The organism is Stieleria tagensis (assembly GCF_024129865.1).
GTDB classification, from domain to species: Bacteria; Planctomycetota; Planctomycetia; order Pirellulales; family Pirellulaceae; genus Stieleria; species Stieleria tagensis.
In genome coordinates, this window is record NZ_JAMYFE010000074.1 from 1 (window position 1) to 12,007 (window position 12,007).

9 protein-coding genes and 1 other RNA gene are annotated in these 12,007 nt (G+C 56.4%); 8 read left to right on the forward strand and 2 right to left on the reverse strand.

Annotated elements, in window-relative coordinates:
• Nucleotides 1-478: 478 nt before the first annotated feature.
• Nucleotides 479-1,156 carry a PAQR family membrane homeostasis protein TrhA gene (trhA, locus tag NHH03_RS18030; RefSeq protein ID WP_253158387.1) on the forward strand — a complete coding sequence of 226 codons (678 nt, stop codon included), beginning with the start codon at nucleotides 479-481 and terminating at the stop codon, nucleotides 1,154-1,156.
• 285 nt (nucleotides 1,157-1,441) lie between these two features.
• On the forward strand, nucleotides 1,442-2,800 hold the full coding sequence (locus NHH03_RS18035; RefSeq protein WP_253158388.1) for an SGNH/GDSL hydrolase family protein: 1,359 nt from the start codon (nucleotides 1,442-1,444) through the stop codon (nucleotides 2,798-2,800).
• Between the two features lie 98 nt (nucleotides 2,801-2,898).
• On the opposite strand, the gene NHH03_RS18040 is transcribed toward NHH03_RS18035, so the two are convergent.
• Nucleotides 2,899-4,137, reverse strand: a complete 1,239-nt coding sequence (locus tag NHH03_RS18040; protein ID WP_253158389.1) for a hypothetical protein — start codon at nucleotides 4,135-4,137, stop codon at nucleotides 2,899-2,901.
• Between the two features lie 524 nt (nucleotides 4,138-4,661).
• Here NHH03_RS18040 and NHH03_RS18045 point away from each other — a divergent pair.
• The 3 genes from NHH03_RS18045 (at nucleotide 4,662) to NHH03_RS18055 (ending at nucleotide 6,784) form a co-directional block, all read left to right on the forward strand.
• Nucleotides 4,662-5,417: a phosphoadenylyl-sulfate reductase gene (locus tag NHH03_RS18045; RefSeq protein ID WP_253158395.1), complete on the forward strand. Its 756-nt coding sequence runs from the start codon at nucleotides 4,662-4,664 to the stop codon at nucleotides 5,415-5,417.
• A 20-nt stretch (nucleotides 5,418-5,437) separates the two neighbouring features.
• Nucleotides 5,438-5,860: an Rrf2 family transcriptional regulator gene (locus NHH03_RS18050; protein WP_253158390.1), complete on the forward strand. Its 423-nt coding sequence runs from the start codon at nucleotides 5,438-5,440 to the stop codon at nucleotides 5,858-5,860.
• 501 nt (nucleotides 5,861-6,361) lie between these two features.
• Nucleotides 6,362-6,784: a hypothetical protein gene (locus tag NHH03_RS18055; RefSeq protein ID WP_253158391.1), complete on the forward strand. Its 423-nt coding sequence runs from the start codon at nucleotides 6,362-6,364 to the stop codon at nucleotides 6,782-6,784.
• Nucleotides 6,785-7,105: 321 nt separating this feature from the next.
• Here NHH03_RS18055 and ffs read toward each other — a convergent pair.
• An RNA gene (gene ffs, locus NHH03_RS18060) (signal recognition particle sRNA small type) lies at nucleotides 7,106-7,200 on the reverse strand.
• Between the two features lie 327 nt (nucleotides 7,201-7,527).
• Here ffs and NHH03_RS18065 point away from each other — a divergent pair.
• The 3 genes from NHH03_RS18065 to ygfZ all read left to right on the forward strand — a co-directional run bounded on the left by NHH03_RS18065 (nucleotide 7,528) and on the right by ygfZ (nucleotide 11,339).
• Nucleotides 7,528-8,502 carry a DoxX family protein gene (locus NHH03_RS18065; RefSeq protein ID WP_253158392.1) on the forward strand — a complete coding sequence of 325 codons (975 nt, stop codon included), beginning with the start codon at nucleotides 7,528-7,530 and terminating at the stop codon, nucleotides 8,500-8,502.
• 59 nt (nucleotides 8,503-8,561) lie between these two features.
• Nucleotides 8,562-10,388 (forward strand): Gfo/Idh/MocA family protein, encoded by a 1,827-nt coding sequence (locus NHH03_RS18070; protein ID WP_253158393.1) that lies wholly within the window; start codon nucleotides 8,562-8,564, stop codon nucleotides 10,386-10,388.
• Nucleotides 10,389-10,472: 84 nt separating this feature from the next.
• Nucleotides 10,473-11,339 carry a CAF17-like 4Fe-4S cluster assembly/insertion protein YgfZ gene (gene ygfZ, locus NHH03_RS18075; RefSeq protein WP_253158394.1) on the forward strand — a complete coding sequence of 289 codons (867 nt, stop codon included), beginning with the start codon at nucleotides 10,473-10,475 and terminating at the stop codon, nucleotides 11,337-11,339.
• Nucleotides 11,340-12,007 lie beyond the last annotated feature (668 nt).

Below are 12,007 nucleotides of genomic sequence, written 5' to 3' on the forward strand. Positions count from 1 at the left end.
CCTGACCCTAGGCTAGGCTGTCGAACGCCGTTGGCGTAATGAGACCGCAACCAGAGTCAAAAACTTCGCCACATGGTTTTCCACGGTTGCGGCCGCTGGCGTGCCGCTGCGGAGACAGGCCTGCTCGTGCTAGCTCAAGACGTGAGGCGATTGTTCAACCTCACCCTGAAAACCCCCACCTTGTTGAACCGTGAGCGAAGCTGCACGACCTCCAAGCGGGAGAGTGAATTGCATAAGCGCAACTTCAAAACGCGTCAGCGAGGGATTCAGGGTGTCAACGGGATCCCTCACTGACGCGTCGGGTTACCAAAAACTAATGCCCACGCAAAAGCACTGGCTTTAAAACATCCGCTGTGGGTAGATTGGGACTGCTGTATCGCTTGCAAGGGGCCGCCACACGGCCATTCGGGTCATCTAGTGGTGGTGGGGGCCAGGTTTGTGGTTGTCTAGCGGAAGCGAATGCGGTTTGATCTGCAGCATGCAATCCGAACCAAATACATCCGCTGTCCGATCTGATCAAGCTCCGGTGCGACCCGATGAGGAATGGGCCAATGCGTTGACGCATGGTTTTGCCGCCTGCTCAACCGTGGTGCTCGGTGGCTGGTTGGTCAGCCAAGCCTGGGGCTCTACAGCGGATTCGGGTGGCAGTGGAATGGGAATCGCCTGCCTCGCGTATGCAGTTTCTGTGTTAGCCACCTTTTCGTTTTCAACGCTTTCCCATGCGATTTTGCAACAACCGTTGCTCAATCGACTGCGGGCGTGGGACCAAGCGATGATCTACGCGATGATCTCAGGAACGTACACCCCGATTGTGTATCGGTACGCTCCCGATTCGGTACGCACGCCATTGCTGGTCGCAATCTGGGTCGCGGCATTTCTGGGCATCGCAGCCAAGCTATTGGTACGTCACCGCATCAACAACGTGGCGACGATCTCGTATCTCATGCTAGGGTGGTTGCCGGCCATTCCGCTGTATGGCTACGTCCCGACAGGGCTGGGAATAGGAATGTTGAGCGGCGGGATTTTATACAGTCTGGGCGTCGTCGTGTTGATCAATGACTCACGGCGAAAATACATGCATGCACTGTGGCACCTGCTGGTGATGTCAGCCGCATTGTGCCATTTCCTGGTCATCCGCTGGTACGTACTCGGCTGAATCCCTCGCTGACGGGTTTTGAAGCTGCGTTAAACAGCCTTTTCAACTCAAATGGATCGGCAAATCGCGACTTCGATCTCTTCACTCTCCCGTGGGACGGGCGAGTGAATTGCAAAAGCGCTGGCTTCAAAACTCACGCGTCGGGTCGGGATCGATGCCTGAGCTCTCAAACAAGCGCGTTGGGCGGATCAGCCGCTGTGCACCGAGTCGGCTGGGCAGTTAAACTGCGGCCACCAGTTTGAATTACCTCTCCCCCTCCCTTCCTCTCCTGCCGTCCCATTCGTCATGAAACGTCATTGTTTTCTGCTGTTTGTGTTGTGTTTGTTTGTGTCTCCCGCGGTGGCCCAGTCGCAGCCGATCAAAGTCGGCGCGGCGGAATTGAATCAAGGTGACACGGTCGTTTTTCTAGGTGACTCCATCACTCACCAACGACTCTATACCCAGTACATCGAAGATTTCTTCATCACGCGATTCCCCAGCACACCGCTGAAGTTCCACAATGCGGGAATCGGTGGCGACAAAGCCTGGGATGCCCTGCAACGACTTGATCGCGATGTGCTTTCCAAAGATCCGCAACTCGTCACGATTTTGTTGGGAATGAACGATGGACGCTACCAAGCGTTTGATCACCAGATTTTCAAGACCTATGAAACCGACATGACCGAACTGTTGGATCGGTTGGTGGAATCCGGCACCACGGTTTCCCCCATCACGCCAACGATGTTCGACGCGACCGCAGCCCGCGCCATGCTGAAACAACGCCCTCGTGATGAGTCGATGTTGCGCGAGTACAACGCCGTGCTGGCATACTTTGGGACTTGGTTGCGGGGCGAATCTGATCGACGAAACATGCAGTCGATCGATATGTTCAGTCCGCTGAACCAGCTGACGCGTTTGGCGCGACAAGATGAATCCGGGTTTACCTTTATCAAAGATGCCATCCACCCCGGACCGGCCGGCCAGCTGATCATGGCTCATGCGTGGCTCGAAAATTTGGGGATGCAGCACGGCGTATCGAATATCGTGTTAGTTCCCACAGCAAAATCCGGCTTCAAAGCTCGCGTGACCGGCGGCGCGGTCAGCGAGCTGACCAACAACGGCGATGATGTGATCGAATTCACGTTCACCGCAGACGCCCTTCCCTGGGTCACCCCCGAGGACACCGCTGTGGCTGCAAAAATGCTGAAATTGGATCACAAGTTCAGCCGTGAAGGATTTCAAATTCACGGCTTGAGTGCCGGCAAGTATTCCTTGTCCATCGACGGCACCCAGATCGGCGAATTCCCGCACACGCAATTGGCTGCACACGTTGAATTGCAACGTTTTCCCAACACGCCTCAATCACAACAGGCAGCCCAGGTCGTCGCGCTCAACAAACAACGCAACGAAACGACCATCAATGATCTGCGTCGGCATTGGTTCACGTTCCGCAACTTGCAGCGGACTAAACGTGAGTTGGCTGAAACCGAAAACGAACAAGCCAAACAGGGCTTGAACGAAAAAGTTGCCAAAGGCGAACAACAGATGGAAGGGTTTGAAGAAAAACTGGTTCAGTTGGAACAGCAAGCCGAACGAGAATTGGCCGCCATCTACGAAGCTGCCCAACCGCAGCCCCATCGCTATGTGATCACCAAGCTCAAATAGCCGAGGTGTCAACCAACGCCCGATGCTGACGCTCAACTTTCAAACAGATCGGCCCGCCTGTGAGGCACTCGCCTGCATCCGTTGCTCGCGCGATTCCGTTACGGATCGCGCCGCAGGTCGCCGGTTGAGCCCATCAGTTTGTCGGCGAAATACTGGCGCCAGCTCGCTTGGTCGTAGCCAAAATTGACGCCATCTTCTTCCGAGATCGTCTTCAACAACTCCAGCGCGGCGGGGTTCTTGACATGGTTGGTCACCACCTCAGCTTTGCCGCCCATCCCCAATCCCATGCCACCGCGGTTGTTCATTCCCGCTTGCATTCCGGCCCCTTTTTGCTTGACCTGTTTGTGCGTGGTGATCAACGCATCAACGTACTGGCGCCACAATTCCTTGTCGGGGAAATGATTCAACGCGCGCAGCGCCGCACTGACTTGACCAGTTGTGTGCGAAGTGCCCGAAAGAATCGACAAGTAGTATCCGACGGCCGAAGCCGCACCGTATTGATTCAATTCTTCCAAAGCCAAATCACGGATGAATGAGTCCGGATCGTCGTATCCGGTTTCAACCAATGCCTGGACCGCGGCGGACACTTTAAACGACCCGAGTTTCTGGACGTAAAACTTGCGAAGACTCTGGGGGTCCGGCCCCGTGCGAGACTCCTTCAACGCTTTGCTGAGCGCCTGTGTGGCCAATGGATCGTCGATCGCTTGCATCTCTTTCCAAGCATCTTCGGCGCGTTTGTCGCCTTTCAGGTAAGAGGTGCGCATTTTTGCAAAGTCCGATTCCCAAATGCGCGCCGCAGCATTGGCTTGGTCCATCTGCTCGTGACGAACATAGACCTCCGGAACCTGCCAGCCAGACGAGGTTTGAATCATTCCGTTGCGTCGCTGTTGATCGCGATACAACACCCAGTCGTTGCCGTCCTCGACGTATCCCATTGCCTTGCGTGCGCGCGAGTGGTCGGGATCCAACTCGATGGCACGACGAAAGTGATAATCACGCTGTTCGCTTAGCCGCTTCGCACTGCAGGCGATTGCCAGTTCGCAATGTTTTTCCGGATCTTCCCCCGCCGCTTCCGCCGCTGCCTGGTACCAAGCGAGTTCTTTGTCGCTGATCGATTTACGTACTCGCGACTGTGGGATGGCGATTTTCAGTCCCGGATCGAGTTCCAACACCAAATGCGGCTTGGGGCCTCCATCGGTCTTTCGTAGTACAGTGCCGTCGATCAGCACCCCACCACTGAGCTCGATATTGTCGGCCATTGCCGATGCTGTCATTGCCCAACAGGCAACCGGCAACGGTACAGCAGCTAACAAGCGATAGCGGAGGAGTCTTGGCATGGCGCAGCCTGCAGGGGCATAAGACGAGGGAATGAGAGACGATGCGTAAGAATACGCCGCCAGCGTCTCAATTTTAGCACCCCGTCCAGACAATTCACACCAATTGCCTTCCTCCCCACCGTTGGAGTTCACGCTTCAGCGTGCCAATCCAGGTTCTTCCTTACCCGACACGTGCCGAATTTGGCGCGAATCTGGTGCCAGCCACCTAAGTCTCACTGAATTTGGTGCCAGCCACCTAAGTCTCACTCAGGCTTCCCCCGCAAAACATCTCAATTCCGCAAACCGATCTGCCGATCCTATACTTGACTAAATGGATCAAGTATCTATCGTTTCGGAAAACGCAGGCTGTTGGGACCAGGCGTTGACTGTTTTGAATCCCCCAAAAACGTGCGACGATGAAATCGACCACCGCGGCGGAAACGCCCGTGCAAGCAGAAACGCAGAATGCCCCGCCGGCATCGACGGCAGAAGCTACGGCGACCGGATCAACCGCTGGAACAGCTGATGGCCGGCAATTGCCAGTGATGACCGCTACGGACGATGATGACGGGCCGCAGGGAGCCTTGGCGGCGGATCCCCCCCTGGCGCCGACCCCTGAATTTTTGGCGGAATTGGCCGATCACAGTGCCCGACTGGAAACCGCTACGCCGCAAGAAATTTTGAAATGGGCGATTGATCGCTTTGCGCCTCGGTTTTCCATGGCGACTGCATTTGGCCCGGAAGGCATGACAATCATTCACATGCTGAGCGAAATCGCTCCGGAGACGCCGATTTTCAATTTGGAAACGGGGTACCAATTTCAAGAGACACTGGATTTGCGAGAGTTGGTCAAACAGCGCTACGGGATCGAAGTGGAATACAAATATCCCGAGCTGAGCGTGGAGCAGTACGAGGCGGCCAATGGCGGTCCGGTCTATAAAACTGAACCCAACCGATGCTGCTTTGATCGCAAGCTAAGTGTCCTGCGTCGGGCCGCCAAGGGACTTCATGCTTGGGCCAGTGCGATTCGTCGTGACCAGAGCGATGATCGTGCCCGAGCGCCGATCGTTGGCTGGGACAAGAAATTCCAACTGGTGAAGGTCAGCCCGCTGGCCAATTGGACCAAGAACGATGTTTGGAAACTGATTGACAAGGCCAAGATCCCCTACAACCCCCTGCACGATAAAGGTTACCCGAGTGTGGGTTGCTGGCCCTGCACACGATCCACCCAATTGGGCGAAGACGAGCGATCGGGACGCTGGAGTGGGTTTCAAAAGACCGAATGTGGTCTGCACAATTAACGCAGAGGTGTGAAACAGTGATGATTTCTGCACGTGTTCACTACGCTGCGCTGGCGTTGACCGAGTTGGCGATCCGCCAGAGCGGAAAATCGCCTGTGACGATCCGCGAAATCACGGCGCGTCACGGGATTCCGGGGCCGTTCTTGGTTCAGATTTTGCGGACCTTGCGAAGCGTTGGCTGGGTGCAAAGCGTGCGTGGCAGCCAGGGTGGTTACCGGTTGCTGGTCGAACCCAGCGAAATCACGCTGTTGGAGATTGCCGAAGCGGTCGGTTGCCAGGATTCGAGCTGTCAAACCGAGACCACCGAGACTCGGGCGGACCAACTGTTGCACGAGTTTTGGAGCCAAGCCGCCGAGGCTTCGCGGGCGTTATTGGCCCAAACCAGCCTGGCGGAAATTGCCGCCGATGCGTCCCAAGGCGACGAAGTGATGTTCTACATCTGACAAGTCCAGCGGGTGGACCGATGCTCACTGGTGCAAGAATAGTGGCGCTGGTGTGGAGGATTCATCCGACTCAAGTGAGCGTCTGCTGCGAAGAATAAAGCCAGTCGGATAAATCCTCCACACCAACGCGCGACCGGCTCTTTCAATCGTCAGCTCGGTCAGCGACCGGGATCCCGCTAACACCGTAAATCCCTCGTTCACGCGTCGGGTTACCACAAAAGCGCTGGCTTCAGTTCAAGCAAACAACCGGGCCACTCTCTGGGTGCCGGTGTTTGCGGAAAACACCCTATCTCACAAAACCAAACCAGGCGGGAAAAAACAGACAGGAAAATTTGGATTCGCCAAATCCGGTTCCACCTGCACAACCCGCACCAGTTTTAGGGCATTCGTACAATTCGACGTTGGTGCCGGTTGCAACGATCGATCAGTTAATTAGCGTGAAGATTCCACGGGAGGAACTCTCTCAAACGAATCTGTCGTCACCTAACGAGTTTGTACACCATGAAACGCATCGCACTTGCTGTAGCCGCGCTGGCTGCCATCGCTTTTGGCGGAGCTCCACAAGCTTCGGCTGATTACCCCTCTGCTTACCCGTTCGTACCGTTTGGGTTTTATCAGCCTTACGGCGCGAGCTATGGAACGAGCCTGTCGAAACCGCCGTACTTTGCACTTAACCCCCCGGTCTACTACGGCGCCCGCTTTGCGCGTCCCTACGGCATGAGCCCCTTTGCATCGCCGCCGATGGCTGGAAGCCCAGACGGGTATAAAGGCCGTTTGCGATCGGATTTCTATCGTCCCCCGACGCCAGAAACGATCTGCAACCCCTGCATCAGCCAATCGGTTTCTTCAGCGCCAATGAAATCGGGATTGGTTCGTAGCAATCCCTTCGTCGCAGAATCTCAACTCGCTGACAGCACGCTGTAGCTGGACAGCCAACGACACACCCGTCGTGTCAAATGCAAACGGTTCTGATCAAGAACCTCCGCAGGCAACGTGTCACAACACGTTGCCTTTTTTTGCGCCCGCAGCGTCGACAAGTTCTTAAGAGACCGGCGCATCCACACCGTTGGAGTTCAACCTTCAGGTGGTTCCGCGTTGCTTGGTCCGCATTGCCGACAATTCACTGCCGACAAACACTCGGCAGCGGAATGGAAATTGTGAGAGCGAGCTTACCACGCGTTCTCAAACAAAATGGCCAGCCAGAGAAGCGGCCAGTGACAGAGCGTCCAGAGACAACGATTGCGCGGTGGAGGCGACCCTCACACAAAGCTACACCGATTATGGCTGCTTCAATTAAGACCTGACCAGGTTCTCGATTCACAGTCGCAAGGGCCGCCACCGCCAGGCAATCGCTGATTGCTTGAAGCGGAGAGTTTAGACCAATCCGCGGAGTCTGAAAAGTCCGTGCAGAGCGGAGTCGTCCGAGAACAATTCATGGCCCCGACCCGTAAACAGGGCTTGTCAGCGTTTGAGCCACCGTTTCTCCTTGGCGTGCGGCGCTTTCTCGTCCATAATGACGAGAACTGTCGGTTCGGACATTTGCGCGTTGGTTTTCCGCCGCCTGATGGATCGCGTCAACTTGACGATTTTACCAACCATCCCGGTTGGAGCCGCACCCCTCCCAGCTCTCACCCTCTGATCACTCACCTTCGGAGCTCTCTGCTACCGTGCGCACTATCCTGCTAACCCCTTTGCGTTTGGCCGTCGGCTGGGGGATCTCGCCCCGGTTGCTGGGCTTCATCGGCATCACGATGCTGGTTTTGTTACGAGTATCGATCGGCTTTCACTTCCATAGCGAAGGCAGTGACAAACTTCATAGTGGCACGTTTGACGCTGCACCGTTTTTTGCGAACGCCAAAGGCCCGTTTGCGGAACAGTTTCGTGGGCTGGTTTGGGACCACGATGGTGCGGTCCGCCGCGATCCGGAATACACCCGCTGGTGGCTGGGCGATTATCGAGACCGCGCTGCGCAGTACTACAGTTTTGGAGACGAAGAGAACCGGATCTCCGGCGAAGCACTCGACAAGTTGCTGGAGAACTTGGATGAGATTCTGGTCACCAATGAAGCCGACCTTCAGGAGTACGAACTGGGGCTGACGCGATTGGAAAAACTGCGTCAGGACAAGGCTCGGTTGGGTGTGGAAAGCTTGGCCGGTCAAATTGAAACCGTTCGCAAAGAAAATGATGCCAAACTGAAACCGACGCTCGTTGAAATTGATCAATTGTGGTCGGGTTTCGATTCAACGATCAATTCGTTGGCCGCCCCCAACCAGCGTGCCGCATCGCCGCCATTTCGTTTGACCAAACCACGCACGGAAATGATCGACACTAGCGTGATGAATCGATACGTCCCGTATTTCGATTTTATCGTTGGCTGGTGTCTGATTTTGGGGCTGTTCACCCCCGTCGCCGCCTTGGCAGCTGCTGGATTTTTGGCGTCGGTGTTCCTCAGCCAATTCCCGCCGGGAACCGGCCCCACCAGCAGCTACTACCAATTGGTCGAATGCATGGCCTGTCTGGTACTCGCCGGTACGGGAGCCGGACGTTTCGCCGGATTGGACTTCTTTATTCACCTGTTCATTCGTCGGTCCGAGGCGGTGCACGCGCAACAAGTCCGCGAAGCGACTCACGATCGTTTTTAGCTGGCCGATTCCCAAAGACAACCCAACAACAAAACAAACCTAATTCGAGGATCCCAACCATGGTCGATAAACTTTCCAGCGACGAACGCGAAGTCGGTAAGCAAAACTATTACAACGCGGTCGGCAGTTATTACGACGTCAACCGCCGAGACTTCCTGCGCGGCATTGTTGCCGCCGGCGCCGTCAGTGGTGCCGGTCTAGGTGCTGCCTATTTTGGTTACGGTGCGGTCAAAGATCCCGTCCGAGTGGCCGTGATCGGCACCGGTGACGAAGGCAACGTGTTGATCGGTGGCTGCAATCCGAACTACATCGATGTCAAAGCCATTTGTGACATCCGACCGTTCAGCCAACACCGCGCGTTCCATGGTGATTGCAGCAGCCCCTCGGCATTGATTCGACGTCCCGGTCTGATCAGTGTCGCAGGCTACAAAGACGAATCGGAAGCCAAGAAAAACGTCAAGGTCTATGACTCGACCAATGGCGGGATCATGGAGTGTCTGAATAACAAAGACATCGAAGCGGTGATTATCGCGCTGCCACTGTGGCTGCACGCCCCCGTCGCCGCGCTGGCAATGGAACGCGGTCTGCACGTGCTGACTGAAAAATTGATGGCCCACAACGTGGCCCAGTGCAAAGTCATGGGGCGAATGGCCGCCGCCGGCCAAGACAAAGATGGCAACCCGCTGCTATTGGCCACCGGACACCAACGTCACTACAACGTCAAATATGAAAACGCGGTCAATCTGATCCGCTGGGGACTGCTCGGACAAATCCACCACATCCGCGCCCAATGGCACCGTGGCAACCTGCCCGGTCGTGATAGCTGGTCGATGCCAATTCCCGGTGGCGAGAAAACCGTCAAAGGCGAGATGTTCGATCGGATCGCCAAGGATCTGCAGCACCGCGAAAATGCACTCAAAAACGCCACCTCAGCGGCGGACATTGAACGTCTGACCGCCGAGGTCGCACAGTGGCAAGCTTGGGACGCGGACAAAACGATCGACCCCAAGGCGCACGGCTATCAAGACTTTGCCCGCGGCGACAAAATGTTCACCGCAGCGGAAGAACTGCACCGCTGGCGATTGTTCGAACGCACCGGTGCCGGACTGATGGCCGAACTGGGCAGTCACCAACTGGACGCGGTCAGCATCTTCCTGTCCTCACTGCGTGACGACGGCAAGAAAGTACACCCGTTGTCGGTTCACGCCGTCGGCGGACGCCACATCATGCCGCTCGATCGTGACGCGCGTGACCACATTTATTGCGCCTTTGAATTCCCTGGACCGGAATACCCTGAAACGTTTGATGTCGGCTATTACGACCGCGTCGAAGATTATCCAGACGGTCCGGTGCCCGGCTACGAACAAGACCCCAATAAGAAAGTCGTGGTCACCTACAGTACCATCAACGGCAATGGTTTTGGTGGCTGGGGCGAAGTCGTGATGGGCTCCAAAGGCACGTTGGTGTTGGACAAAGAAACCGACGTTCTGCTGTACCGCGACAGCGACACCAGCAGCAAAGTCGGCGTTAAAAAGGGTGCCGGCGGCTATGCTCTGGACACCAGCGCCAGCGGTGACTTTGCCGCCCCCGTTGCCCAAGCGGCGGACAGTGGACCGGTCAGCCGTGGCTATCGCGAAGAAATCGAACACTGGGCGTACTGCATCCGCAACCCCGATCCGGACAACCAGCCTCGCTGCTATCCCGAAGTTGCCATGGGCGACGCCGTGATTGCACTCGGTGCCAACGTCGCGCTGAAAAATGCCAATGCCGGAAAAGGCGGCTATTTGGAGTACAAGAAAGAATGGTTCGACATCGACAACGATGCCACACCGGACGGCAGCGACATCAAACGCGAGCAGGAATTCATGCTCAAAGATGTCACTTAATCGAGAATCGTTGTTCTCTATCAACCACGGAAAACGCACCCGCGTTTTCCGTGGCGCGCTGCAGATCTCTAACCATTGCCCCCGATGCCCTCTGTCTTTCGACTTTCCAGTGCAACCGTCATCGACTTGGTCGGTCAAGACGCTGGCGCAATCCTGCATAACCTGACCACCAACGAAATCAAATCGTTGCCCGTCGGAACTGGATGCGAAACGTTTATTACCGAAGTCCGCGGTAAAATGCTGGCCTATGTCGATGCCTTTCGCACCGCGGAAGGCTATCGCATGATCGGCGCCGGCGGACAAGCTGAGGTGATTGCGTCCCACGCGGACCGCTACACGATTCGTGAAGACGCCCAACCGGTCGACCTGTCCGAACAGTTGACGGTGTTTGTCGTTGCTCCTGACGCACACGATTCCATTCGTGTGAATACGAATTGGGATGAATACGCCACCCAGGTTTACCCCGTGCAGTGGCTCGGCAGTGGCACCCTGCTATTGGTCACGGCAAGACCGGAATTCGTCGAGCAGCAACTGAGTGATTTGGATCAAAGCTGGGGCGATCAGGATGCGTTTCATCACGCGCGCACGTTGGCCGGATTCCCCTGGTTTGGAATCGATTTGTCGGACAAGAATCTACCGCAGGAGGCCAGTCGAATCGAGCAAACGATTTCGTTCACCAAGGGCTGTTACCTGGGCCAAGAAACTGTCGCCCGCTTGGATGCACTGGGTCAGGTTCAAAAGCAATTGATGCAATGGCAATCGCAAGGCTCGATTCCTGCACCTGCGAGCGAAGTCAGTAGCGATGGCAAGGTTGTCGGACGATTAACCAGCATCGCAGCCACTTCGGAAAACACCGCCGTCGCAATCGGCGTGACCCGACGCTCCCATTTCGAACCCGGTTCCACCGCCCAAGGCGATGGATTCACCGCCACGACGTTCGTGAATCCCTGAATTCGTTGCGTCACGTTTCAACGAATCGTAGCTGATCCCGCCAGGGTTCAGACCGTCGTGAACTGCAGGGAAACTGAACCGTGGCCGGCCCAGCTACGGCGTCGATAGCGATCGTAGCTGATCCCGCCAGGGTTCAGTCGGTCGTGAACCGCAGGGAAACTGAACCGTGGCCGGTCCAGCTACGGCGTCGATAGCGATCGTAGCTGATCCCGCCAGGGTTCAGCCGGTCGTGAACTGCAGGGAAACTGAACCGTGGCCGGCCCAGCTACGGCTTTGGTAGCGATCGTAGCTGATCCCGCCAGGGTTCAGACGGCCGTGAACTGCAGGGAAACTGAACCGTGGCCGGCCCAGCTACGGCCTTGGTACCGATCGTAGCTGATCCCGCCAGGGTTCAGACGGCCGTGAACTGCAGGGAAACTGAACCGTGGCCGGCCCAGCTACGGCTTTGGTAGGGATCGTAGCTGATCCCGCCAGGGTTCAGCCGGTCGTGAACTGCAGGGAAACTGAACCGTGGCCGGCCCAGCTACGGCGTCGATAGCGATCGTAGCTGATCCCGCCAGGGTTCAGACGGCCGTGAACTGCAGGGAAACTGAACCGTGGCCGGTCCAGCTACGGCTTTGGTAGCGATCGTAGCTGATCCCGCCAGGGTTCAGTCGGTCGTGAACTGC